This is a genomic window from Pseudomonas sp. MDT1-17, from assembly GCF_054898105.1.
In genome coordinates this window covers 5191116-5214329 of sequence record NZ_JBUBVM010000001.1, presented here as the reverse complement: position 1 = coordinate 5214329, position 23214 = coordinate 5191116, and the positions used below count along the sequence as shown (strand labels likewise).

The 23214-nt window shown below is 58.2% G+C and carries 23 protein-coding genes; 18 read left to right on the top strand and 5 right to left on the bottom strand.

Annotation, left to right across the window (positions count from 1 at the left end; genetic code table 11):
• Window positions 1–184 precede the first annotated feature (184 nt).
• The 4 genes from secA (at window position 185) to ACYZTX_RS24190 (ending at window position 5987) form a co-directional block, all read left to right on the top strand.
• Window positions 185–2920 carry a preprotein translocase subunit SecA gene (gene secA / locus ACYZTX_RS24205; RefSeq protein WP_462036152.1) on the top strand — a complete coding sequence of 912 codons (2736 nt, stop codon included), beginning with the start codon at window positions 185–187 and terminating at the stop codon, window positions 2918–2920.
• A 122-nt stretch (window positions 2921–3042) separates the two neighbouring features.
• Window positions 3043–4260, top strand: coding sequence for a bifunctional glutamate N-acetyltransferase/amino-acid acetyltransferase ArgJ (gene argJ / locus ACYZTX_RS24200; protein ID WP_449644841.1), 1218 nt, complete (start codon window positions 3043–3045; stop codon window positions 4258–4260).
• Between the two features lie 147 nt (window positions 4261–4407).
• Complete coding sequence (locus tag ACYZTX_RS24195; RefSeq protein ID WP_462036151.1) at window positions 4408–5040, top strand: glutathione S-transferase family protein; 633 nt, start codon at window positions 4408–4410, stop codon at window positions 5038–5040.
• Entirely contained in the window at window positions 5037–5987 is a 951-nt protein-coding gene (locus ACYZTX_RS24190) for a Nudix family hydrolase (RefSeq protein WP_462036150.1), read from the top strand. Before ACYZTX_RS24195 ends, ACYZTX_RS24190 begins: the two co-directional genes overlap by 4 nt.
• A 105-nt stretch (window positions 5988–6092) precedes the next feature.
• Here ACYZTX_RS24190 and ACYZTX_RS24185 read toward each other — a convergent pair whose 3' ends face one another.
• From ACYZTX_RS24185 to ACYZTX_RS24175, 3 genes are read right to left on the bottom strand one after another with little or no spacing between them, the layout of a single operon-like run.
• On the bottom strand, window positions 6093–6674 hold the full coding sequence (locus ACYZTX_RS24185) for a cob(I)yrinic acid a,c-diamide adenosyltransferase (RefSeq protein ID WP_462036149.1): 582 nt from the start codon (window positions 6672–6674) through the stop codon (window positions 6093–6095).
• Between the two features lie 2 nt (window positions 6675–6676).
• On the bottom strand, window positions 6677–8713 hold the full coding sequence (locus tag ACYZTX_RS24180) for a sensor histidine kinase (RefSeq protein ID WP_462036148.1): 2037 nt from the start codon (window positions 8711–8713) through the stop codon (window positions 6677–6679).
• Window positions 8714–8758: 45 nt separating this feature from the next.
• Window positions 8759–9676: a putative 2-dehydropantoate 2-reductase gene (locus tag ACYZTX_RS24175; protein WP_462036147.1), complete on the bottom strand. Its 918-nt coding sequence runs from the start codon at window positions 9674–9676 to the stop codon at window positions 8759–8761.
• 133 nt (window positions 9677–9809) lie between these two features.
• Here ACYZTX_RS24175 and ACYZTX_RS24170 point away from each other — a divergent pair, with 133 nt between their 5' ends.
• Entirely contained in the window at window positions 9810–10295 is a 486-nt protein-coding gene (locus tag ACYZTX_RS24170; protein WP_048379301.1) for a YajQ family cyclic di-GMP-binding protein, read from the top strand.
• A 146-nt stretch (window positions 10296–10441) separates the two neighbouring features.
• Entirely contained in the window at window positions 10442–11284 is an 843-nt protein-coding gene (locus ACYZTX_RS24165; RefSeq protein ID WP_462036146.1) for a mechanosensitive ion channel family protein, read from the top strand.
• 76 nt (window positions 11285–11360) lie between these two features.
• Here ACYZTX_RS24165 and ACYZTX_RS24160 read toward each other — a convergent pair whose 3' ends face one another.
• Window positions 11361–12722 carry an OprD family porin gene (locus ACYZTX_RS24160; protein WP_462036145.1) on the bottom strand — a complete coding sequence of 454 codons (1362 nt, stop codon included), beginning with the start codon at window positions 12720–12722 and terminating at the stop codon, window positions 11361–11363.
• A 916-nt stretch (window positions 12723–13638) separates the two neighbouring features.
• On the opposite strand from ACYZTX_RS24160, the gene ACYZTX_RS24155 reads away from it, so the two are divergent.
• Window positions 13639–14064 (top strand): HIT domain-containing protein, encoded by a 426-nt coding sequence (locus ACYZTX_RS24155; protein ID WP_462036144.1) that lies wholly within the window; start codon window positions 13639–13641, stop codon window positions 14062–14064.
• Window positions 14065–14067: 3 nt separating this feature from the next.
• Complete coding sequence (locus tag ACYZTX_RS24150; RefSeq protein ID WP_056741397.1) at window positions 14068–14274, top strand: SlyX family protein; 207 nt, start codon at window positions 14068–14070, stop codon at window positions 14272–14274.
• 60 nt (window positions 14275–14334) lie between these two features.
• On the opposite strand, the gene ACYZTX_RS24145 is transcribed toward ACYZTX_RS24150, so the two are convergent.
• Window positions 14335–14937: a cold-shock protein gene (locus ACYZTX_RS24145; RefSeq protein ID WP_282375479.1), complete on the bottom strand. Its 603-nt coding sequence runs from the start codon at window positions 14935–14937 to the stop codon at window positions 14335–14337.
• A gap of 308 nt (window positions 14938–15245) precedes the next feature.
• On the opposite strand from ACYZTX_RS24145, the gene ACYZTX_RS24140 reads away from it, so the two are divergent.
• The 10 genes from ACYZTX_RS24140 to tolQ all read left to right on the top strand — a co-directional run bounded on the left by ACYZTX_RS24140 (window position 15246) and on the right by tolQ (window position 23191).
• Window positions 15246–15716 carry a Dps family protein gene (locus ACYZTX_RS24140; RefSeq protein WP_462036143.1) on the top strand — a complete coding sequence of 157 codons (471 nt, stop codon included), beginning with the start codon at window positions 15246–15248 and terminating at the stop codon, window positions 15714–15716.
• Between the two features lie 270 nt (window positions 15717–15986).
• Window positions 15987–16325: a ribbon-helix-helix domain-containing protein gene (locus ACYZTX_RS24135; protein ID WP_462036142.1), complete on the top strand. Its 339-nt coding sequence runs from the start codon at window positions 15987–15989 to the stop codon at window positions 16323–16325.
• A gap of 136 nt (window positions 16326–16461) precedes the next feature.
• Complete coding sequence (locus tag ACYZTX_RS24130) at window positions 16462–16683, top strand: FmdB family zinc ribbon protein (RefSeq protein WP_010208103.1); 222 nt, start codon at window positions 16462–16464, stop codon at window positions 16681–16683.
• A gap of 122 nt (window positions 16684–16805) precedes the next feature.
• Window positions 16806–18581: an aspartate--tRNA ligase gene (gene aspS, locus ACYZTX_RS24125; RefSeq protein WP_462036141.1), complete on the top strand. Its 1776-nt coding sequence runs from the start codon at window positions 16806–16808 to the stop codon at window positions 18579–18581.
• Between the two features lie 123 nt (window positions 18582–18704).
• Window positions 18705–19451, top strand: coding sequence for a YebC/PmpR family DNA-binding transcriptional regulator (locus ACYZTX_RS24120; protein ID WP_129437845.1), 747 nt, complete (start codon window positions 18705–18707; stop codon window positions 19449–19451).
• Window positions 19452–19594: 143 nt separating this feature from the next.
• Window positions 19595–20119 carry a crossover junction endodeoxyribonuclease RuvC gene (gene ruvC, locus ACYZTX_RS24115; protein ID WP_008147379.1) on the top strand — a complete coding sequence of 175 codons (525 nt, stop codon included), beginning with the start codon at window positions 19595–19597 and terminating at the stop codon, window positions 20117–20119.
• Between the two features lie 115 nt (window positions 20120–20234).
• A complete protein-coding gene (gene ruvA / locus ACYZTX_RS24110) occupies window positions 20235–20849 on the top strand; it encodes a Holliday junction branch migration protein RuvA (RefSeq protein WP_462036140.1) in 615 nt (204 codons plus the stop codon).
• Window positions 20850–21911 carry a Holliday junction branch migration DNA helicase RuvB gene (gene ruvB / locus ACYZTX_RS24105; RefSeq protein WP_462036139.1) on the top strand — a complete coding sequence of 354 codons (1062 nt, stop codon included), beginning with the start codon at window positions 20850–20852 and terminating at the stop codon, window positions 21909–21911.
• A 127-nt stretch (window positions 21912–22038) separates the two neighbouring features.
• Complete coding sequence (ybgC, locus tag ACYZTX_RS24100; protein WP_131059803.1) at window positions 22039–22506, top strand: tol-pal system-associated acyl-CoA thioesterase; 468 nt, start codon at window positions 22039–22041, stop codon at window positions 22504–22506.
• Window positions 22496–23191: a protein TolQ gene (gene tolQ / locus ACYZTX_RS24095; protein ID WP_017340467.1), complete on the top strand. Its 696-nt coding sequence runs from the start codon at window positions 22496–22498 to the stop codon at window positions 23189–23191. The genes ybgC and tolQ overlap by 11 nt, the downstream gene beginning before the upstream one ends.
• The last annotated feature ends 23 nt before the right edge of the window (window positions 23192–23214 follow it).

Here is a 23214-nt window from a genome sequence, read left to right as displayed (position 1 = left end):
AGTTCAGTAAAAAGCCCTTATTTTAAGTGAGCCCCGTTACAACGCTGTGCCGGCATCGTGGAATAACGCCACTTTCCTCACCATCGTTTCCGGGTAGAATGCTCGTTCGCATGCGGCCATGAGGGCTGCTCGGGCGACTCACGGGGCCGCCCTCCATCCCTTTAGTGTGGAAGATCCTGCCGATATGTTTGCGCCTTTGTTAAAGAAACTTTTTGGAAGCAAGAACGAGCGTGAAGTCAAACGCATGCTCAAGACGGTGCAACTCGTCAATGCCTTCGAAGAGCAAATGGTGGCCCTTTCGGACGATCAATTGCGTGCCAAGACAGATGAGTTCAAGGCCCGCATCGCCAAAGGGGAAACCCTCGACAAACTGCTGCCAGAAGCCTTTGCGGTCGCCCGCGAAGCCGGTAAGCGCGTCATGGGTATGCGCCACTTCGATGTCCAGCTGATCGGCGGCATGACCTTGCATGAAGGCATGATCGCGGAAATGCGTACCGGTGAAGGCAAGACCCTGGTAGCAACACTGGGTGTTTACCTCAACGCGCTGTCAGGCAAGGGCGTGCACGTTGTGACGGTGAACGACTACCTGGCCCGTCGTGACGCCAACTGGATGCGTCCGCTCTACGAATTCCTCGGGATGACGGTCGGCGTGGTGACGCCGTTCCAGCCGCCGGAAGAGAAGCGTGCGGCCTATGCTGCCGACATCACCTACGGCACCAACAACGAATACGGTTTCGACTACCTGCGCGACAACATGGCGTTCAGCATGGAAGAAAAATTCCAGCGCGAACTCAATTTTGCCGTGATCGACGAAGTCGACTCCATCCTCATCGACGAAGCCCGTACCCCGCTGATCATTTCCGGTCAGGCCGAGGACAGCTCCAAGCTGTACATCGAGATCAACAAACTGATCCCGCAGCTGGAATTGCACGTCGAAGAAGTTGAAGGCGAAGTCACCAAGGCCGGCCACTACACCGTCGACGAGAAGACCCGCCAGGTCGAGCTCAACGAAGCCGGTCACCAGTTCATCGAAGACATGCTGACCCGCGTTGGCCTGCTGGCTGAAGGCGAGAGCCTGTACTCTTCGCATAACCTGGGCCTGCTGACGCACGTTTATGCCGGTCTGCGTGCGCACAAGCTGTTCAATCGCAACGTCGAATACATCGTGCAGGACGGCCAGGTCGTTCTGGTCGACGAACACACCGGTCGTACCATGCCGGGTCGCCGTCTGTCCGAAGGCCTGCACCAGGCTATCGAAGCCAAGGAAAACCTGAACATTCAGGCCGAAAGCCAGACCCTGGCCTCGACCACGTTCCAGAACTACTTCCGTCTGTACAACAAGCTGTCCGGCATGACCGGTACCGCTGACACCGAAGCGTTCGAGTTCCACCAGATCTACGGTCTGTCGGTGATGGTTATTCCGCCGAACAAACCACTGGCTCGTAAAGACTACAACGACCTGGTTTTCCTGACCGCCGAAGAGAAATACGCGGCGATCATCACCGACATCAAGGAATGCATGACCCAGGGCCGTCCGGTGCTGGTGGGTACTGCAACCATCGAAACTTCCGAGCACATGTCCAGTCTGCTCGAGAAGGAAGGCATCGAACACAAGGTCCTCAACGCCAAGTTCCACGAAAAAGAAGCCGAGATCATTGCCCAGGCCGGTCGCCCAGGCGCACTGACCATCGCCACCAACATGGCCGGTCGTGGTACCGACATTCTGTTGGGCGGTAACTGGGAAGTGGAAGTGGCAACCCTGGAAGACCCGACCCCTGAGCAGATTGCCCAGATCAAGGCCGACTGGCAGAAACGTCACCAGCAAGTGCTCGAGTCGGGCGGTTTGCAGGTGATTGCGTCCGAGCGTCACGAATCGCGCCGTATCGACAACCAGCTGCGTGGTCGTGCCGGTCGTCAGGGTGACGCCGGTTCCAGCCGTTTCTACCTGTCGCTGGAAGACAGCCTGATGCGCATCTTCGCCTCTGATCGGGTGAAGAACTTCATGAAGGCCCTGGGCATGCAGCCGGGTGAAGCGATCGAGCACCGCATGGTGACCAACGCCATCGAGAAGGCACAGCGCAAGGTTGAAGGCCGCAACTTCGACATTCGCAAGCAACTGCTCGAGTTCGACGACGTCAACAACGAACAACGTAAAGTGATCTATCACATGCGTAACAGTTTGTTGGCCGCCGACAACATCGGCGAAACCATCGCCGACTTCCGTCAGGACGTGCTCAACGCAACCGTCAGCGCACACATTCCACCGCAATCGCTGCCTGAGCAGTGGGACGTGGCCGGTCTGGAAGCGGCGTTGCAGAGCGACTTCGGTGTGGCGTTGCCGATCCAGAAATGGCTCGACGAAGACGACCACCTGTACGAAGAAACCCTGCGCGAGAAGCTCATGACCGAGCTGCTGGCCGCGTACAACGAAAAAGAAGAGCAGGCGAGCGCCGAAGCGCTGCGCACCTTCGAGAAGCAAATCGTTCTGCGTGTGCTCGACGACCTGTGGAAAGATCACCTGTCGACCATGGATCACCTGCGTCACGGCATCCACTTGCGTGGTTATGCACAGAAGAACCCGAAGCAAGAGTACAAGCGCGAGTCCTTCACGCTGTTCTCCGAGCTGCTGGATTCGATCAAGCGCGACTCGATCCGTGTGCTGTCGCACGTCCAGGTTCGCCGCGAAGATCCGATCGAAGAAGAGCAACGCCTGCGTCAGGAAGCCGAAGCACTGGCTGCGCGCATGCAGTTCCAGCACGACGAAGCACCGGGGCTTGAGCAACCGGAACTGCTGGGTGAAGAGGTCGATGTCGCCCTTGCCACCGCTCCGGTACGCAACGAACAAAAGCTGGGCCGTAACGAGCTTTGCTATTGCGGTTCGGGCAAGAAGTTCAAGCATTGCCACGGGCAGATCCAGTAAAACCCGTTTCATACGCTGAGATACCCGCGCCGCGACCGGCTAATGCCGTCGCGGCGTTTTGCCATTTAAACCACTGTTTTTCCTGAAAGCGGTGCTGACATCATTTATTAAGGAGCGCATTCATGGCTGTTGGTCTTGGTCCGTTGCCAACGTTGCACCCGGTTGCCGGTTTTGAACTCGGTATCGCCTCGGCTGGCATCAAGCGTCCGGGGCGCAAGGATGTCGTGGTCATGCGCTGTGCCGAAGGCTCGACGGTGGCTGGCGTGTTTACCCTGAACGCCTTTTGCGCCGCTCCCGTGATCCTGGCCAAGCAACGTGTGCAAGGCCCGGTGCGTTACCTGCTGACCAACACCGGCAATGCCAACGCCGGCACCGGCGAGCCAGGCCTTGCCGCCGCCGAGCGCACGTGCGCCAAACTGGCTGAGCTGACCGGCGTCGATGCCAGCCTGGTGCTGCCGTACTCCACCGGTGTCATCGGCGAGCCACTGCCGGTCGAGAAAATCGAAGGCGCGTTGCAAGCGGCTATCGACGACTTGTCGGTCAATAACTGGGAAGCTGCCGCCACCGGCATCATGACCACCGATACCCTGCCCAAAGGTGCCAGCCGCCAGTTCCAGCATGACGGCGTGACCATCACTGTCACCGGTATCAGCAAAGGCGCGGGCATGATCCGCCCGAACATGGCGACCATGCTCGGCTACATCGCTACCGACGCCAAAGTCGCCCGTGACGTGCTGCAAAACCTGCTGCTGGACGGTGCCAACAAGTCGTTCAACCGCATCACCATCGACGGCGACACCTCGACCAACGACTGCTGCATGCTGATCGCTACCGGTCAGGCAGCACTGCCGGAAATCACTGAAGCCAGTGGTGATTTGTTCGCCAAGCTGAAACAGGCCGTGTTTGAAGTCTGCATGGACGTGGCCCAGGCGATCGTTCGTGACGGCGAAGGCGCGACCAAGTTTGTGACCGTTGAAGTCAACGGCGGCGGCAATCACCAGGAATGCCTGGATGTCGGTTACACCGTGGCTCACTCGCCGCTGATCAAAACCGCACTGTTCGCCTCCGACCCGAACTGGGGCCGCATCCTGGCTGCCGTGGGCCGTGCCGGCGTACCGAATCTGGACGTGAGCAAGATCGACGTGTTCCTCGGTGAGGTGTGCATCGCCAGCCGTGGCGCTCGCGCATCGACCTACACCGAAGCCCAGGGCGCGGCCGTGATGCAGCAGGAAGAAATCACGATCCGTATCGAACTGGGTCGCGGCGATTGCAGCGAAACCATCTGGACCACCGACCTGTCCCACGAATACGTGAAGATCAACGCCGAATACCGTACTTAGGACCGAGTCAACCCTATCGCGGGCAAGCCCGCTCCCACATTAGATTTGTGTACACCTCAAACCAATGTGGGAGCGAGCCTGCTCGCGATGACGGTCTGTCAGTCACTGCATAGACTGGCTTGTTCCCTCCATCAAAAGGTCCCGAACATGAGCCTTCACCTGATCATCGGCGACAAACTGCTTTCCTCCTGGTCCCTGCGCGGCGCGTTGGCCATCGACCTGACCGGCGCCCCTTACACCGAAGAGCTGATCAAGCTGAACCAACCGGACACCCGTGAGCGCCTGCTCAAGCATTCGCCGACCGGCAAAGTCCCGCTGCTGAAAACCGAACACGGCACCATCGCCGACTCCCTGGCGATTGCCGAGTATCTGGCAGAGCAGTTTCCCGACGCCGGTCTCTGGCCCAAAGACACTGCCGCCCGTGCCCAGGCGCGTTCGGCGTGCGCGCAGATGCACAGCGGTTTCTTCGCCATGCGCGGCAACATGCCATTCGACCTGAGCCACGACGCTGCGCTGTCGCCGACACCGGCTGACGTCGAGGCCGATGTTGAACGCATGTTGGCGTTGTGGGCTGAGTGCCGCGCTGCAGCAACCGATACCGGTCCGTTCCTGTTTGGCGGCGCGACCCTGGCCGATGCCTTCTTCGCACCGATCGCCGTGCGCCTGCGCACCTATCAGGTGAGGCTCCCGGCAGCGGACGCGGCCTACGTCGAAACCATTTACCAATGGCCTGCCTTCAAGGCTTGGCAGAAGGCAGGTTTGGAGGAGATCGGGCAGTGAAAGGAGTCCACGTAGCGGCCGCCGTTATCCGTGATAGCAGTGGCAAGATTCTCATCGCTCGTCGCGCTGACACCCAGCATCAGGGCGGTTTGTGGGAATTCCCCGGTGGCAAGGTCGAGGACGACGAATCCGTCGAAACCGCCCTGGCTCGCGAGCTCCATGAAGAGTTGGGCATCGTGGTCAACGCGGCTCGCCCGCTGATCAAGGTCCGGCACGATTACCCGGACAAGCAAGTGTTGCTGGACGTTTGGGAAGTCTCGGCATTCACCGGCGAACCGCACGGCGCCGAAGGCCAGCCGTTGGAATGGGTCGCGCCCCGCGATCTGCTGAACTACGAGTTCCCGGCGGCCAACCAGCCGATTGTCGCGGCTGCGCGGTTACCCGCGCAGTATTTGATTACCCCGGAAGACCTGGAAACCCCGGCCTTGCTGCGCGGTATTCAAAAAGCCATTGCCGGCGGCATCAAGCTGATCCAGTTGCGGGCACCCAATGGCTACGATCCGAAGTACCGCGATCTGGCGGTGGACGCGGCGGGGCTGTGTGCGGGCAAGGCGCAGTTGATGATCAAGGGGCCGTTCGAGTGGCTGGGAGATTTCCCGTCTGCCGGTTGGCACATCACCTCCGCGCAACTGCGTAAGTACGCGGCGGCTGGTCGCCCGTTACCGGCGTCGCGCTGGTTGGCGGCGTCCTGCCATAACGCTGAAGAGCTGGCGTTGGCCGAGCAGATGGGGGTGGATTTTGTGACCCTGTCACCGCTGCAGCCGACCCTGACTCATCCGGGTGCTCAACCGTTGGGTTGGGAACAGGCAGCGACCCTGATCGAAGCCTTCAGCAAACCGGTGTTCTTGCTCGGTGGTGTTGGCCCGGCGGAGCAGCAGAAGGCCTGGAAGGCCGGGGCGCAAGGTGTGGCGGGGATTCGTGCGTTCTGGCCAGATTCTTTGATGTAGCCACTGGCCCCATCGCGAGCAAGCCCGCTCCCACATTGGATCGGTGTGCGCCACAATCCCCTGTGGGAGCGGGCTTGCTCGCGAAGGCGTCTTTGGAGACGTCGATTAAACTTCTGGTTTCGCCGCCGGTTGCCAAAGAATCTCGGCAACCCCCTGGCGCTTGGCAATCAACCGCGCCACCACGAACAACAAATCCGACAGCCGATTGATGTACGCCAACCCAACCCCGGCCAACGGTTCGACGGCATTCAAATGCTGACACCGCCGCTCGGCACTGCGCGCCAGGCTTCGGCACACATGGGCTTGGGCAATCAATGCCGAACCACCCGGCAGGATGAAATTCTCCAGCGGCCCCAACTCTTCATTCCACACATCGATCGCGCTTTCCAGTCGTTCGATTTCTGCCGCGTTCAGCGCCTGAGACACCGGCATCGCCAACTCGCCGCCCAGGTCAAACAACCGATGCTGGCAGGGCGCCAAAACTTCGATCACTTCGTTCAAACCCGGATACTCGCCACTTTCCGCCGCCAACCCGGCCAATAGCACACCTACCTGGCTGTTCAGCGTATCGACCTCGCCAATGGCTTCGATGCGCGGATGGTCCTTGGGCACGCGGCGGCCGTCGCCCAGCCCGGTTTCGCCTTTGTCGCCGGTGCGGGTGTAAATCTTCGACAAGCGAAAGCCCATGGTTACCTCGATAGCTGATTGAGTTCTTGAGAGACAAGCGGCGTGCCCGCCAAGGGTAGGCGCAAGGTGAAACACGTGCCTTGGCCCAGGGTCGATTGCACTTCCATCTGACCCTTGTGGTTGTTGGTAATGATGAAATACGAGACCGACAGGCCAAGGCCGGTGCCCTGACCGATTTCCTTGGTGGTGAAGAACGGCTCGAAGGTGCGTTTGCGCACGCTTTCGCTCATGCCGATGCCATTGTCCTCTACCTGGATTTCCGCCCAGGGCGGATTCAGTTTGGTACGCAGAATGATCCGCCCCGGCTCGCGGTCGTCTTCACGTTGGTGAATTGCCTGAGCGGCGTTTTTCAGCAGATTGAGCAGCACTTGCTCCAGTTCGTTGGCAGTGCCGGGCACCGGGCCCAACGCGGGGTCGAACTGGCGAGTGATCGCCTGGCCCTTGAAGTCGAAACCGATCGCCAGGTCGAAGTCGTTGCCGGCGATTTCCACCGCCTGATCGATCAACGCCGGCAGGTCGCACGGCGCCATTTGCCGGGTACTACGGCGGCTGAAACTGAGCATATGAGTCACGATCTTCGCTGCCCGGGCGCCCGCCTGTTGAATGCCATCGAGCAACTGCGGCACTTCCCGCGCTTGCAGGTACTGGTTGACCGTCGAAAGCGCGATACCGATCTGCTCGGCCTGTTCGAGGTTCTTCGGCAGATCGGGTGACAGGCGCCGACGAATGTTCTGTACGTTGTGCAGGATCGCGCCCAACGGGTTGTTGATCTCGTGGGCCATACCCGCGGCGAGGCCGCCGACCGAGAGCATTTTTTCCGACTGCACCATCATTTCCTCCAGCGACAGGCGCTGGGTGATGTCGTCGATCCGGATCACTACGCCACGCCCGGCACCGCCCATCAACGGGTAAAAGGTCAGGGCGTAGTGCTTGGGTTCTTCTTCCTTGAACCAGGTGACACGCTCGATCTTGGCCACCGTGTGTTGCTCGACGGTTTGCTTGAGTTGCGGCAGGAACGGCTTGAGCGGTTCGAAGGCGAGGAAGATCGGCTGATTCAAGGCTTCGTCGAGGCGCGTGCCAGACAGGGCGCTGGCCTCCTGATTCCATTGAGTGACATAGAGCTGCTCGTCTAGGGCGATCAGCGCCGACGGCATGGAGTCGATGATGCTGTTGAGGTAGTTCTGGAAACCAGTGAGTTTCTTCTCGATCTTGCTGCGCACCTGGACTTCGAGCTCCAGTTTGCGGTTGGTATGGCGGGTTTCTTCGGCCAGGCCCTGGGCCTGGTCGTAAGCGGCCTGGGAATCGTCCCGGGCCCGCTTGAGTTGCTGCTCACGGGCTTCGATGCGCGAGAGCATGGTGTTGAACGCCTCGGCGAGGCTGCCGATTTCGTCGTGGTTGCCACGGGAGGCGCGCAGGGCGTAGTTCTCTTCGCGGGTCACTTGCCGCGACAACTCTTCGAGCTGATGGATCGGCCGGGTAATCAGGCGTTTGATCTGTCGGGCAATCACCAGCCACAGCAGCACGCTGAAGATCAGAATCCCGAGACTGGCGGTGAGGGTGCCGGTGTAGAACGCCATCGGCAGTTCGCTGCTGGCGACCAGTAACAGGTGGCCAGGCGCGGTGCCGGGGCGGGGCAGGGTGATCACTTGATTGCTGCGAAACTCGGTGGCTTGCCAGGATTCGATGTGCCGGTAACGCTCTGGCAGTTTCAGCGTTTCGCCATGCTGCAACTGCGCCAGACGCTCACCCTTGCCGTCATAAAGGGCCGCCGCACGCAGCGGTGAATAGCTGTTGAGTTCATTGAGCAGGCGTTCGGCGCTTTGCGGTGATTGCAACGCTTCCGACACCAGGCTGGGGTTGGACACCAGTCGGCCGATGGTCTGCAAGGCCTGAGGTGCCATGCTTTCCTGGGAAATGTAGTACGCGGCGCTGATAAAGGTCAGGTTGGCGACCAGCAGGACGGTGGTCAACAGCACCAACAGGGCGGCCAGCAATTTCTGGCCGACCGGAAGGTTTTCAAGGCGCTGGCGCAATGGCATCGGGTTCGTCGCTGAAAAGGAACAAGTGGCCAGCGTAGCCGCTGCTCAGTCGCTGGGCAATCCAAGGCTGTGCAGATGGGTGATCAACTTTGACTCAAGCTGCTTGAGGTGCGGCAGGTTCAGCTGATGCCTCGCGGCGACTTTGCAGGCATGACCCAATAGATAGCTGATCTCGGTCCGGCGCTGGTTCGCGACATCCTGGTACATCGAAGAGTAATTGGCGGCGGTCGCGTGAATCACCCGCTCAACTTCCTGTTGAAGGTCTTCGGCCGCTGCTGGCTGACCGCACCGCTCAAGCAACTCGGTCAGTTCGACGCAGAGGGTGGCGATTTCGCAGTGGTGTTCCTGTAATCCGCCATTACGGCAATCGTGCAGCACGGTCAGCGGATTGATCGCACAGTTGAGCGCCAGTTTTCGCCACAACCTTGTCAGGATGTCGGTGCTCCATTCGTGGGGAATACCGGCGGCGCTCACGTCATCCAGCCAGATCGGCGCCACGGGATGCCCGGCATCCCCCAGCCAGGTGTAACCATGGCCGGCGAACACCACGCGCCAGTCGCCATCGCGAAAGGCGCCTTCGGTGCTTGACGCGCTAATGCAGCGTGCCTGCGGCACCTGCGCAGCGACGGCGTCCTGACTGCCGAGACCGTTCTGCAACAGGATCAACTCGGCGTCGGGGGCCAGGCGCGGTGCCAGTTGGGCCACGGCTTTCTCGGCATCGTAGGCTTTGCAGGCCACCAGCAGGCGGTTGATCGGTTCACGGCTGTCGGCGGTCTCGCCGGGGATGGCATAAGTTGTTGCTTCACCGTGTTCCACCAGCGTCAGGCCGCCAGCCGTCTGATAAGCCTGCAAGCGCGCAGCATCGCGCACGATCAACCTGACCGGCACCCCGGCCCGCGCCAGACGAGTCGCCCATAAGGTGCCGAGGCTGCCGGCGCCCAGAACATGCCAAGTGGTGGACATCAGATTTTTGCTCTGTTTATCGCGCGCATGGGAGGCTCGCAGTGAATGATGGGAAAGACCCGTTATAATCAGCGCGGATTTTAACCGCAAGCCAGGCGTGCTTCATCGGCGCGCCTTTTATTGGAGAGATTACATGCCGTCGTTCGACGTGGTATCCGAACTGGACAAACACGAAGTCACCAACGCGGTCGAGAACGCCGTCAAGGAACTCGATCGTCGTTATGACCTGAAAGGCAAAGGCAGCTTCGAGTTCAAGGAAAAGGACCTGACCGTCAACCTGACCGCTGAAGCCGATTTCCAGCTTGAAGCGATGATTGAGATCCTCAAGCTGGCCCTGGTCAAGCGCAAAATCGACGTGCAGTGCCTTGAAGTCAAGGATGCCTATGCGTCGGGCAAACTGATGAAGCAGGAAGCGGTCCTCAAGGAAGGCATCGACAAAGAGATGGCGAAGAAAATCGTCGCTCATGTCAAAGACGCCAAGCTCAAGGTTCAGGCTGCCATTCAGGGTGAACAAGTGCGCATTACCGGCAAGAAGCGTGACGACTTGCAGGAAGCTATTGCAGCACTGCGCGCCAAGACTTTCGATTTGCCGCTGCAGTTCAACAACTTCCGCGACTGACCTTTCAGGCGGGAACCCTGTGGGAGTGAGAGCGGCTTGCCGGCGAAGCGGTGTGTCATTCAATAGTGATTTTGACTGATATGCCCACTTCGCCGGCAAGCCGGTCTCGCTCCCACCCGGATTGTGCTTAACCCAGGAGAATGTAGATGGATTTGAATGCTGAAGTGGACAACCTGGTCAAGGCGTCTCAAGCCTGGATTCCGATGATCATGGAATACGGCAGCCGCGTGCTGCTGGCGATCCTCACCTTGGCCATCGGCTGGTGGTTGATCAGCAAAGTGGCCCAAAAACTTGGCGGACTGCTGGCGTTGCGTAATGCCGACCTCGCGCTGCAAGGGTTCATCAGCAGTCTGGCGAACATTATTCTCAAGGTTTTGCTGGTAGTCAGCGTCGCATCAATGATCGGCGTGGAAACCACTTCGTTCGTGGCGGCCATCGGTGCGGCAGGCTTGGCCATCGGTCTAGCCTTGCAGGGCAGTCTGGCGAACTTCGCTGGCGGCGTGCTGATTCTGTTGTTCCGTCCGTTCCGCATTGGTGACTGGATCGAAGCCCAAGGTGTTGCCGGCACTGTCGACAGCATCCAGATCTTCCACACCGTGCTGCGTACCGGCGATAACAAAACCATCATCGTGCCGAACGGCAACCTGTCGAACGGCATCATCACCAACACTAACCGTCAGCCGACGCGCAAAGTTGTGTTTGATGTGGGCGTTGATTACGAGGCGGACTTGCAGAAGGCCCGGGAAGTTTTGCTGGACCTGGCCAAAGATGAGCGTGTTTTGGCTGATCCGGCACCTCAGGCAGTAATTTCTACCCTGGGCGACAGTTCGATTACTGTTTCCCTGCGAGTGTGGGTAAAGACAGCGGATTACTGGGACGTGTTGTTCATGTTCAACGAACAGTCCCGTGATCGGTTGAAAACGGCCGGTATCGATATCCCGTTTCCACAGCGGGTGATTCGAGTGGTTCAGGAATCTGCAGTGCAGTAAGCAACAAACAGGCAACAAAAAAAGGCCCATCCGAAGATGGGCCTTTTGTTTGTTACCGCAAATTAATTGCTTGCGATTACAAGATCGACAGCGGGTAGTCAACGATCAGACGGAACTCTTTGATATCGCCTTCACCTTGGTCGGCATTAGCGAAGTGCCATGCTTGACGAATGCGGAAGGACAGATCTTTTGCCGGGCCAGACTGAACAACGTACTTGGCTTCGAAGTTGGTTTCGTTGTGTTTGCCGTCTGCACCGTACACTGGTTCACCGTTCTCTTTACGGTACACGCTGTTCTCAGCCAGGCCGGTGCCGTCGATGTCCCAACCTTTCACGTAACGGGTCATGAAGCTTAGACCTGGAACGCCATACTCGGCCATTTTCAGGTCGTAGCGAATCTGAGCAGATTTCTCGTTCGGACCGTTGAAGTCAGAGTACTGGATGGAGTTGGCGAGGAAGATCGAGTCGCCGCCGCGGTTGTTCTTGCCCACACCGATGTAGTCGAACGGAGTGTCACCGTTAACCTTCTGGAAGCCGACGGTAATGGTGTGTGCTTTCAGGAACGCGAAAGCGGCTGCCAGGGAGAACGTGGTGTTGCTGATGTCGCCTACCTTCGCATCACCGGTATCGGTAGTACGGTAGATGTTACCGTCCAGGTTAACCGACTGATCGCCACCCATTGGGATGGTGTAGTTCAGGTTGGCGTAGTACTGGTTCCAGATGTCTTCCAGCTTGGCGCCGTACAGCGATGCGCTCAAGTTGTCGGTGATGCCGTACTTGCCACCGAAGTAGTCGATCTTGTTGGCTTCTACACCGGCGTAGGTTGCCCACAGGTCGCCGTCACGGGCGTTTTTGTCCTGGCTGCTACCCGAGTAAAAGTGACCGGCTTCGAGGTCAAGGTCTTTGATTTCGCTGCTCTGCAGTTGGAAACCGGTGGCAGTTTGCGGCAGGATACGGGAGCCACCAATAGCGAACACTGGCGAAGTGCTTGGCTGCATGTCACCGAATTTCAGCTCGGTTTTGGAGACACGCAATTTAACGGCGCCGCCGGCTTTGCCCTGGCTGTCGTTGACTTCGCGATGACCGCCGGCATTTCGGGTGTCGCTACGGCTCATGTTGCCGGTGCCACCGGTGCCGTCGCCACCGTCCAGCTTGATTGCCAGGTAGCCATACGCATCAACGCCGACACCGATCAGACCCTGGGTGTAACCGGAGCTGAAGTTGCCCCAAATGCCCTGAGTCCAGTCTTTTTGGTCGTTGACGCGATCTTTGTTATCACGGTTGAAGTAGTAGTTGCGGACCAGCAAGTTCAGCGAGCTGTCTTCAACAAAACCTTTGGCTTCAGCCTGGTCACTTACAAAAGGTGCGGCCGTAGCCATTTGAGTACTGGCTGCTGCTGCAACTGCCAGTGCGATCATGCTCCACTTCATCACGCGCATCGTGATTTGCTCCTTTGGTTTTAGAAGAGTACTGCCGTCCCACCTGATTTATTATCTGGGCGGCTCTTTCTTTTTGTGTCGGCGCAAACTTATATCACGCCGACCATGTTGGCGATACTTGCGCATCTAACCTTTCAGCTTCTTTACGACCGTGTCGCAAACGGCTTGGTGGATGTCGCAAATTTACAGCCTCGACGCAAGCGGACTGACAACTTTTAGCGTTGTTTTCCAGGGCGTGAGCATCGGTAAAAAGAGTCCCTGGTGAAACGCTTGAATCTCCGTTGGGCAACCCTGCCACTGTTTTTATTTGCCTTAAGGCTTCCACTTCCAGCGGACGCTTTAGAGGCGATGTGGGTGTGAATGCAACAAGCGTGCACAAATCAGAATCCTGCTGGTTTTTTTTCTGAAAGCTTGCCTGTCACTGTCAAAACCTCATAAAACCGGGGTGTTCAAGCACGTTTTGTTCGGGCTTGACGCCATGGTTTGCATCGTGTTGCACCCTTGTGGCCGACTGCGTGACAACCCAAAATGTTACCGGTTCACCCCACCAGTGAGTAAATGGCGGATACCTGACCGACTCAGCGTAGACGCACTGTGCGGTTTTGGTGCAAAAAATTTTAATCACTGTACTGAATTCATACAGTGCGGCCGTTTGCTAAATTCGAACGCGTCGTTGTTTATCAGTCAGTTCAGCGTTTTTTGTGTGGATGCTGGTTCTGTAATGGTGCGTCCTGATCGAAAACGACTCATGTCGGGGCGTGTGACGGGTCGTTTGTAGTTTTTCGGGTTGGCTTCGACCATGGTTCGTCGTGAAGCCAGCGGCGTTCGCAGGTATGCTGCCTTCCTGTCGCTTGATGCGCCGTCTCTCGGGATGGGCGCTAAGCTGAAAAATGATGACCAGGCGGGAGTGCGCGCAGTGTTCGCTTTAGATCCACGGCTTCAACAAGACACGTTACCGATCGGGGATTTCCCACTGTGCCGGTTGCTGCTGTCCAATGATTCGAACTACCCCTGGTTCATTCTGGTGCCACGTCGCGACGATATCAGTGAGATATTTCAGTTGGATGTCGCAGATCAACAGCAGCTGTGGCAGGAAACGACCGCATTGGCGCAAATGCTCAAGGACTCGTTCGACGCGGACAAGTTGAATCTCGCGGCCTTGGGTAACGTCGTCAGTCAGTTGCACATGCATGTGATTGTGCGCAAGCGTGAGGATGCCGCCTGGCCAGCGCCGGTCTGGGGTAAACACCCAGCCAAGCCTTATAACTCGGAGCAGATCGCGTTGATTCGCGAGCGGTTACGCCTGGTATTGACCGATGATTTTACGTTTCTGGAGGGTTGAATCATGAGCCTGGAAGATCGCGTTACCGATCTGGAGAGTCAATTGGCGTTTCAGGATGACACCATCCAGGCATTGAGTGATGTGCTGGCCACGCAGCAGCGTGCAGTTGAGCGTCTGCAGTTGCAAATGGCTGCATTGCTCAAGCGGCAAGAAGAAATGGCCGGCCAGTTCGAGACGTTTGAAGAAGAGGCGCCACCGCCGCATTACTAAATGGCAGGTAATAAAAAACCGCGAACAGCCAGGCTGTTCGCGGTTTTTTTTAGCCTTGAATCAGCGGCGCGGCAGTGCGGCGATCACATCTTCGGCTTGCAGGCCCTTGTCACGGTTCATTACAGAGAACTCCACGCGCTGGCCTTCGACCAGGACGCGATGACCTTCGCCACGAATGGCCCGGAAATGCACGAAAATATCGTCGCCGGAATCACGGGAAATAAAGCCGAAGCCTTTGGACGTGTTGAACCACTTGACGGTGCCGGTATCGCGGTTGGTCATGTCATAGCTTGGCGAGGCGGCGGCCGGTGAAGATTTGTAGAAGCTGATGGCCAGGTGCAGAAGAACGGCAATCAGTGCAGCCACCAGGCTGAATAGAACGGCAGGTTGACCGGCAATGACAGGCATCGGCGCGATCAGCGTCAGGGTTTGCAGGACGACGGTCAGAACCAGCAGGGCGCTGACCAGGTTTTGCAGTTGATGACGCGGGCCTTTGTTCCAGTAGGGGATAACAGGAGCGAGGGTGAGGTTGAGCAGGCCGAAAAAGGCCAGGTACAGCGCATCGGGTTGTTGCAGGTAAGGTACGGCTTCGGATCGCAGGCTAGGGATGAAGGACAACAGCAAGGCTGCTGCGCCCATTAGCAGGTGGACAATTTTCAACATTTTGAGTAACTCACGTTAAGACGGATCACAAGGAAGAGCTGATTGAGCACGGTTCGCTTCAGAACAATAAGAGGCGTTGGACACGCACCCGGTACCAGCCTATGCGCGGCCCCCGGAAAATAGGCGGTAGCGACACACTGTCTATTTAACAGCAAAGCCTGCAGCTACTCAAATCAGGCAGTCCGACGGTGCACTGAGGGTCGATTTGTCGCAGGCAACCGGATAACCCGGGGCTGCGAGGTGCTGGCAAGCTTGCTAGAGTGGTCTTGCACCTGTTGGATGAATTTCATCACCTTTAGGGGAAACGCATGGCAATCGATATTGGAATCAGTGAAGAGGATCGCAAGTCCATCGTCGACGGACTTTCGCGTCTGCTGTCGGACACTTATGTACTTTATTTGAAAACCCATAACTTCCATTGGAATGTCACCGGTCCGATGTTTCGGACCCTGCACTTGATGTTCGAGGAGCAATATAACGAGTTGGCCCTGGCCGTCGATTCAATTGCCGAGAGAATTCGCGCTCTCGGATTTCCTGCTCCGGGTCTCTACTCTATTTATGCGCGACTTTCTTCTATCAAGGAGGAGGTGGGTGTACCCAGTGCCGAAGACATGATCAAGCAGCTGGTCGAAGGTCAGGAGGCGGTCACACGTACTGCACGCGGGATATTCCCGCTGCTCGACAAAGTCAGTGACGAGCCAACGGCTGATCTCCTGACCCAGCGTATGCAAGTCCACGAGAAAACCGCGTGGATGCTGCGCTCCCTGCTGGACCAGTAACCATGTCGGTGCGCGGATGGCGCCCATGAGGTGTTGTTCGCGCCCTGTCTTCTTGTCACTTTAAATGCCTTTCTGTTGAATGATAGTGCGCCCAAGTGTGTAGGAAACTGTCTGGAGTAGGACGCTCTCCATGATCGCCCTTCAGTTGTTGGCAAATCCTACGTTGATGGTCATAAAGTCATCTGGATATAACTTTGCGCCTGCGTTTTTATAGAGCCACAGCTTGTTGCTCTTATAAAAAAGCAAGGATGACAAAGGAGTGTCAACGATATGGTTTACGAAGGCAGGCGAAGCGAGGGGATGAGCGGTCCAGTCAAGGAGGTAAGGATTGATCCATTTGTCAGCGAATTTGATATGGGCCTGGCCCAGCCTTTATCCCGGTCAGTGCGGCTGAACGGCTTTGCAACCTGTTTGCGGCTTGAACAGGTGTACTGGGATATTTTGGGTGACATGGCCAAGGTCAACTGCTGTACGGTCAGTGCGCTGTTGTCCCATGTGGACCGCGAGGTGCATTTGCGTCACGGCGGGGTCAAGAACTTCACCGGGCTGGTGCGGGTTGTGTGCGTTGTGCATAGCCTGAAGGAAGGCGGTTGCGTCGCCATGCCTTAGCCACCGCGGTGGAATGGGCAGAGTGTCGGTCTGTGCAGTCTTACGGCTGCACAGGCTGCATTTAATGGATATAATCCCGCTCTTTGCCGCAAAACCCAGCGTGTGCGGTAGCAATCTGATCGCCGAGACAATCCCCATGCCGATGTACGACTATCAATGTGCTTCCTGTGGTCATCAGTTGGAAGCCATTCAAAAGATCAGCGCAGCACCGCTGGTCGACTGCCCTGCCTGCCAGGCGCCAGAGCTTAAGAAGATGCTGTCCATGCCGGGCTTCCGCCTCAGCGGCAGCGGCTGGTACGAAACCGATTTCAAGACCGGTTCCAAGAAGAATCTGGCCGGCGGCGACAAAGCTGACTAGGGTCCTGGACCTGAGTTGAACGACACGTGCGAGCTCTTGCAACCTCCAGCATCTTTATCAAGGGCAGGATGTACGCAAGGCCTCCAACCGAATTTCGAATTACGAGAAGTGAAACCACTACCATGATGCGCAGCCATTATTGCGGCCAACTGAACGAAGCCCTGGAAGGCCAGGAAATTACCCTTTGCGGATGGGTTCACCGTCGCCGTGACCACGGTGGGGTGATTTTCCTCGATATCCGTGATCGTGATGGTCTGGCCCAGGTGGTGTTCGACCCGGACCGCGCTGAAACCTTCGCCGCCGCCGATCGCGTGCGCAGCGAGTACGTGGTCAAGGTGACCGGCAAGGTACGCCTGCGTCCGGCCGGCGCCGGCAACGCCAACATGGCGTCGGGCATGATCGAAGTGCTGGGCTACGAGCTGGAAGTATTGAACGAAGCGGAAACCCCGCCGTTCCCGCTCAATGAGTTCTCCGACGTCGGCGAAGAAACCCGCCTGCGTTATCGCTTCATCGACCTGCGTCGTCCGGAAATGCTCGAGAAGCTGCGTCTGCGTTCGCGCATGACCACCAGCATCCGTCGCTTCCTGGACGAGAACGGCTTCCTCGACGTCGAGACGCCGATCTTGACTCGTGCCACCCCGGAAGGCGCTCGTGACTACCTGGTGCCGAGCCGTACCCACGCCGGTTCCTTCTTTGCCTTGCCGCAATCGCCGCAGCTGTTCAAGCAACTGCTGATGGTCGCCGGCTTCGACCGTTACTACCAGATTGCCAAGTGCTTCCGCGACGAAGACCTGCGGGCTGACCGCCAGCCGGAATTCACCCAGATCGACATCGAGACCAGCTTCCTCGATGAAAAAGAGATCATGGGCATCACCGAACAAATGATCCGCAACCTGTTCAAGGAAGTGCTTGATCTGGAATTCGGCGACTTCCCGCACATGACTTTCGAAGAGGCCATGCGTCGTTACGGTTCCGACAAGCCGGACCTGCGTAACCCGCTGGAACTGGTTGACGTTGCCGACCAGCTCAAAGAAGTCGACTTCAAGGTGTTCAGCGGCCCGGCCAACGACCCGAAATGCCGCATTGCCGCGTTGCGCGTTCCAGGCGCGGCGAGCATGCCGCGCAAGCAGATCGACGACTACACCAAGTTCGTCGGCATCTACGGTGCCAAGGGCCTGGCGTACATCAAGGTCAATGAGCGCGCGAAGGGCGTCGAGGGGCTGCAATCGCCTATTGTCAAAAATATCCCTGAAGCCAACCTCAACGTGATCCTCGATCGTGTTGGCGCGGTCGATGGCGACATCGTGTTCTTCGGCGCCGATAAGTCGAAGATCGTCAGCGAAGCGCTGGGTGCACTGCGGATCAAGGTCGGCAACGACCTGGACTTGCTGACCTGCAAGTGGGCGCCAATGTGGGTCGTCGACTTCCCGATGTTCGAAGAGAACGACGACGGCAGCTTCACCGCCTTGCACCACCCGTTCACCGCACCGAAGTGCACCCCGGAAGAACTGGAAGCCAACCCGGCGACCGCTTTGTCCCGTGCCTACGACATGGTCCTGAACGGCACCGAGCTGGGTGGCGGTTCGATCCGTATCCACCGCAAGGAAATGCAACAGTCGGTGTTCCGTCTGCTGGGTATCAGTGAAGCGGAACAGGAAGAGAAATTCGGCTTCCTGCTCGACGCCCTGAAATACGGCGCGCCGCCGCACGGTGGCCTGGCCTTCGGTCTGGACCGTCTCGTGATGCTGATGACCGGCGCCCAGTCGATCCGTGAAGTGATCGCCTTCCCGAAAACCCAGAGCGCCGCTTGCGTCATGACTCAGGCACCGGGTGTTGTAGATGCCAAGGCATTGCGCGAACTGCACATTCGTCTGCGCGAAACGCCTAAAGCAGAGTAAGGCTGACCAGAAGGGCGCATCTTCGGATGCGCCCTTTCTTTATAGACAGGTCGAGATTTTTATTTGCCGGCTGGCGTGTCATGGCGCGGCGGGCAATGTTTCAAAGAAAATTCGGAGCGAGATATGGCGGGTCATTCCAAGTGGGCGAACATCAAGCACCGCAAAGAACGTCAGGATGCCAAGAAGGGCAAGATTTTCACCAAGTGGATTCGTGAGCTGACCGTTGCTGCCCGTCAGGGCGGTAGTGATCCGGGGTCCAACCCGCGTTTGCGTCTGGCGCTGGACAAGGCCCTTGGCGCGAACATGAGCCGCGACATCATTGATCGCGCGGTCGCGCGCGGCGCCGGTGCTGCCGACACCGACGACATGGTCGAACTGACCTACGAAGGTTACGGCCCGGGTGGTGTCGCGGTGATGGTCGAGTGCATGACCGACAACCGCAATCGCACCGCCGCCGCTGTTCGCCATGCGTTCAGCAAGTGTGGCGGCAACCTCGGGACGGACGGTTCGGTGGCTTATCTGTTTGAGCGCAAGGGGCAGATTTCCTTCGCACCGGGCGTCGATGAAGACGCGCTGATGGAAGCGGCGATGGAAGCCGATGCCGATGACGTGGTGACCCACGAAGACGGGTCCATCGACGTGTTCACCTCGTTCGCTGGCTTCTATTCCGTGCGTAATGCCCTGGAAGCGGCCGGTTTCAAGGGAGATGACGCGGAAATCGTGATGCTGCCGACCACCAGTGCCGAACTCGATCTGGAAGGCGCCGAGAAAGTTCTCAAGCTGATCGACATGCTTGAAGACCTGGATGACGTGCAGAACGTCTACTCCAACGCGGACATTCCTGAGTCGGTAGCTGCGCAGCTCGGTTGATGCATTTATAAAGATCGCAGCCTTCGGCAACTCCTACAGTTTACGCTGTACAGGTAGGAGCTGGCGAAGCCTGCGATCTTTTGATTTTCAGGCATCACCCTGAGGTTATCCTCAGGTAACCGCATTCTCTCTTTGCAGGCGTTATGACTTTAATTCTTGGTATCGACCCCGGTTCGCGCATTACCGGTTATGGCGTGGTGCGTGATACCGGGCGTGGCTGCGTGTACGTGGCGTCGGGTTGCATTCGCACAGGTTCCGGCGAGCTGCATGAGCGCCTGCAAATCGTCTATCGCGGCGTACGCGAAGTTATCCAGACCTACGGCCCGGTGACCATGGGCATCGAAAAGGTCTTCATGGCGCGCAACGCCGACTCTGCGCTGAAGCTTGGCCAGGCCCGCGGCGCCGCTATCGTTGCCGGCGCGGAAGAAAGCCTGGAAATCGCTGAGTACACCGCAACCCAGGTCAAACAAGCGGTTACCGGCACGGGCGCAGCGAATAAAGAACAGGTGCAGATGATGGTCATGCACATGCTGAAATTGACCAGCAAGCCGCAAATCGATGCCTCGGATGCCCTGGCCATTGCCATCTGCCATGCTCACACCCGTTCCAGCCTGTTGCCCCATGGTCTGGGTACGGCACGCAGTCGTGGCGGGCGCCTGCGTCTCTGATAGCATCAGCAATCAATTTTTATGGAACGAGGGTTTTGCGCCTGTGTCGTCGGCGCAAAACCCTTGTTCTTTCAGTCGCCAGCACTGATCTGGCCAACGCTCAAGGATCTGAAACGTGATTGGACGCTTGCGCGGCACTCTGGCTGAGAAACAGCCGCCGCACCTGATTCTGGATGTAAACGGTCTGGGGTATGAGCTTGAAGTGCCCATGACCACGCTCTACCGCTTGCCGTCGGTCGGTGAACCGCTGACCTTGCACACCCATTTGGTCGTACGCGAAGACGCGCAGTTACTCTATGGCTTCTTCGGCAAGCGCGAGCGAGACTTTTTCCGCGAGTTGATCCGTCTCAATGGTGTAGGACCGAAATTGGCCCTGGCCCTGATGTCGAGCCTGGAAGTCGATGAGCTGGTCCGCTGCGTGCAGTCCCAGGACACCTCGGCACTGACCAAGGTGCCGGGCGTGGGCAAGAAGACTGCCGAGCGTTTGCTGGTGGAACTCAAGGATCGCTTCAAGGCGTGGGAGACTGTACCGGCGATGTTCGCCCTGGTGCCAAACCAGCCGGGTGGGCCAGAGACGGCGCCGGTCGCTACCGCCGAAAATGACGCGGTCAGCGCGCTGATCTCCCTGGGCTACAAACCGCAGGAGGCCAGCAAGGCGATTTCTGCGATCAAGGAGAAAGGTTTGAGCAGTGAAGACATGATTCGTCGTGCCCTGAAGGGAATGATTTAAGTGATTGAAGCTGATCGTCTGATTACCGCCACGCCTGGCCCTCGTGACCGCGAGGAAGTCCAGGACCGGGCGATTCGTCCTGTCAGCCTGGCCGAGTACATTGGCCAGCCGACCGTTCGCGAGCAAATGGAGTTGTTCATCCAGGCGGCCCGTGGGCGCAATGAATCCTTGGACCACACACTGATTTTCGGCCCGCCGGGTTTGGGTAAAACCACCCTGGCCAACATCATCGCCCAGGAAATGGGGGTGTCGATCAAGAGCACTTCGGGCCCTGTGCTTGAGCGCCCGGGTGATCTGGCTGCGCTGTTGACCAATCTTGAGCCGCACGACGTATTGTTCATCGACGAAATCCATCGGCTCTCGCCGATCGTTGAAGAAGTGCTGTACCCGGCCATGGAAGATTTCCAGCTCGACATCATGATCGGCGAAGGGCCGGCCGCGCGTTCGATCAAGCTTGATCTGCCGCCGTTCACCCTGGTCGGCGCGACGACGCGGGCGGGGATGCTGACCAATCCGCTGCGCGACCGTTTCGGGATCGTCCAGCGCCTGGAATTCTACAACACCGCTGACCTGGCAACGATTGTCAGTCGTTCGGCGAGTATCCTCGGCTTGCCGCTGGACCCGGAAGGCGCCTTCGAAATCGCCCGCCGTGCCCGTGGTACGCCGCGAATTGCCAACCGCTTGTTGCGCCGGGTTCGGGATTTCGCCGAAGTTCGCGCCAAGGGCCACATCACCAAGCCGATCGCCGACCTGGCCTTGAACCTGCTGGATGTCGACGAGCGTGGCTTCGATCATCAGGATCGACGCTTGTTGTTGACCATGATCGAGAAGTTCGATGGCGGGCCGGTCGGGGTCGACAGCCTCGCCGCAGCCATCAGTGAAGAGCGCCACACCATTGAAGACGTGCTGGAGCCGTACCTGATCCAGCAGGGCTACATCATGCGTACGCCGCGGGGACGAGTGGTGACCCGGCATGCGTACCTGCACTTCGGTTTAAACATTCCGACACGTATGGGCGAGATGCCTGTGGTAGACGAATTCCTCGATGCCGGGGACGATTAATAATCTTTGCGCGCTGATTTATTCGGCGTTTGTGCGGTCCTAGGACCGTACTTTCGCCAGAAAGCCGTGAATCAATGAAAAACAGTTGCCTGGCCGGATTGGCAACCTGAGGAGTAAGCACTAGAGTATGCGCGCGCAAAACGGGCTTGAGCCTTTCGCACTTCGTTGTCGCGTTTATTACGAGGACACCGATGCGGGCGGCATCGTGTATTACGTTAATTACCTCAAGTTTATGGAACGGGCTCGAACCGAGCGGCTCCGGGAGCTGGGCTTTGCCCAATCGGCGCTTGCAGGGGAGGACCTGTTGTTCGTCGTGCATTCCAGCGAAGCGCGTTATCACGCGCCGGCGCGACTGGACGACGAGCTGCTGGTAAGCGCTGAAGTAATCGAATTGAACCGTGTCAGCCTGCGCTTCAAACAGCAGGTCAGGCGAGCCACGGATAATGTGCTGCTCTGCGAAGGGCAGTTTTTGGTGGCCTGTGTGCGCACTAACAGTTTGAAACCCCGGGCCATTCCCGAAGCTCTACGTGCGGCCTTTGCCGACGTGAGCGGCGCGGGTACACACTCAAAGCAGGAGATAAAGCGTGGAAGCTAACGTCGTCGACCATTCCTCCATGTGGAGCCTGGTCAGCAATGCCAGTATCGTGGTGCAACTGGTAATGCTGATCCTGGTAGCCGCATCGGTGACCTCATGGATCATGATCTTTCAGCGCAGCAACCTGCTGCGCGCGGGTCGACGTGCCCTGGAGAGCTTTGAAGAGCGCTTCTGGTCGGGTATCGACCTGTCCAAACTCTACCGTCAGGCCGGCAGCAACCCTGATCCGGATTCGGGCGTAGAGCAGATCTTCCGTGCCGGTTTCAAGGAATTCTCCCGTCTGCGCCAGCAGCCAGGTGTTGACCCGGAAGCGGTCATGGAAGGCGTAGCCCGTGCCATGCGCGTCGCCATTTCCCGCGAAGAAGAAAAGCTCGAGCAGAGCCTGCCGTTCCTCGCCACCGTCGGTTCCGTCAGCCCGTACATCGGTCTGTTCGGTACAGTCTGGGGCATCATGAACTCCTTCCGTGGTCTGGCAACTGCTCAGCAAGCGACCCTGGCCACTGTGGCTCCAGGTATCGCCGAAGCACTGATCGCAACCGCGATCGGCTTGTTCGCCGCCATCCCGGCCGTTATCGCTTACAACCGTTTTGCCGCTCGCAGCGAAACGCTGATCAGCCGCTACTACACCTTCGCCGATGAATTCCAGGCGATCCTGCACCGCAAAGTGCACACCAGCGAAGAATAAGCAGGTAATTTCCAATGGCTTTA

What these genes read in the sequence shown, in the direction of transcription:
- secA (WP_462036152.1), top strand. Translation starts at nt 185, where the DNA reads ATGTTTGCGCCTTTGTTAAAGAAACTTTTTGGAAGCAAGAACGAGCGT.
- argJ (WP_449644841.1), top strand. Translation starts at nt 3,043, where the DNA reads ATGGCTGTTGGTCTTGGTCCGTTGCCAACGTTGCACCCGGTTGCCGGT.
- ACYZTX_RS24195 (WP_462036151.1), top strand. Translation starts at nt 4,408, where the DNA reads ATGAGCCTTCACCTGATCATCGGCGACAAACTGCTTTCCTCCTGGTCC.
- ACYZTX_RS24185 (WP_462036149.1), bottom strand. Translation starts at nt 6,674, where the DNA reads ATGGGCTTTCGCTTGTCGAAGATTTACACCCGCACCGGCGACAAAGGC.
- ACYZTX_RS24180 (WP_462036148.1), bottom strand. Translation starts at nt 8,713, where the DNA reads ATGCCATTGCGCCAGCGCCTTGAAAACCTTCCGGTCGGCCAGAAATTG.
- ACYZTX_RS24175 (WP_462036147.1), bottom strand. Translation starts at nt 9,676, where the DNA reads ATGTCCACCACTTGGCATGTTCTGGGCGCCGGCAGCCTCGGCACCTTA.
- ACYZTX_RS24170 (WP_048379301.1), top strand. Translation starts at nt 9,810, where the DNA reads ATGCCGTCGTTCGACGTGGTATCCGAACTGGACAAACACGAAGTCACC.
- ACYZTX_RS24165 (WP_462036146.1), top strand. Translation starts at nt 10,442, where the DNA reads ATGGATTTGAATGCTGAAGTGGACAACCTGGTCAAGGCGTCTCAAGCC.
- ACYZTX_RS24160 (WP_462036145.1), bottom strand. Translation starts at nt 12,722, where the DNA reads ATGCGCGTGATGAAGTGGAGCATGATCGCACTGGCAGTTGCAGCAGCA.
- ACYZTX_RS24150 (WP_056741397.1), top strand. Translation starts at nt 14,068, where the DNA reads ATGAGCCTGGAAGATCGCGTTACCGATCTGGAGAGTCAATTGGCGTTT.
- ACYZTX_RS24145 (WP_282375479.1), bottom strand. Translation starts at nt 14,937, where the DNA reads ATGTTGAAAATTGTCCACCTGCTAATGGGCGCAGCAGCCTTGCTGTTG.
- ACYZTX_RS24140 (WP_462036143.1), top strand. Translation starts at nt 15,246, where the DNA reads ATGGCAATCGATATTGGAATCAGTGAAGAGGATCGCAAGTCCATCGTC.
- ACYZTX_RS24135 (WP_462036142.1), top strand. Translation starts at nt 15,987, where the DNA reads ATGGTTTACGAAGGCAGGCGAAGCGAGGGGATGAGCGGTCCAGTCAAG.
- ACYZTX_RS24130 (WP_010208103.1), top strand. Translation starts at nt 16,462, where the DNA reads ATGCCGATGTACGACTATCAATGTGCTTCCTGTGGTCATCAGTTGGAA.
- aspS (WP_462036141.1), top strand. Translation starts at nt 16,806, where the DNA reads ATGATGCGCAGCCATTATTGCGGCCAACTGAACGAAGCCCTGGAAGGC.
- ACYZTX_RS24120 (WP_129437845.1), top strand. Translation starts at nt 18,705, where the DNA reads ATGGCGGGTCATTCCAAGTGGGCGAACATCAAGCACCGCAAAGAACGT.
- ruvC (WP_008147379.1), top strand. Translation starts at nt 19,595, where the DNA reads ATGACTTTAATTCTTGGTATCGACCCCGGTTCGCGCATTACCGGTTAT.
- ybgC (WP_131059803.1), top strand. Translation starts at nt 22,039, where the DNA reads ATGCGCGCGCAAAACGGGCTTGAGCCTTTCGCACTTCGTTGTCGCGTT.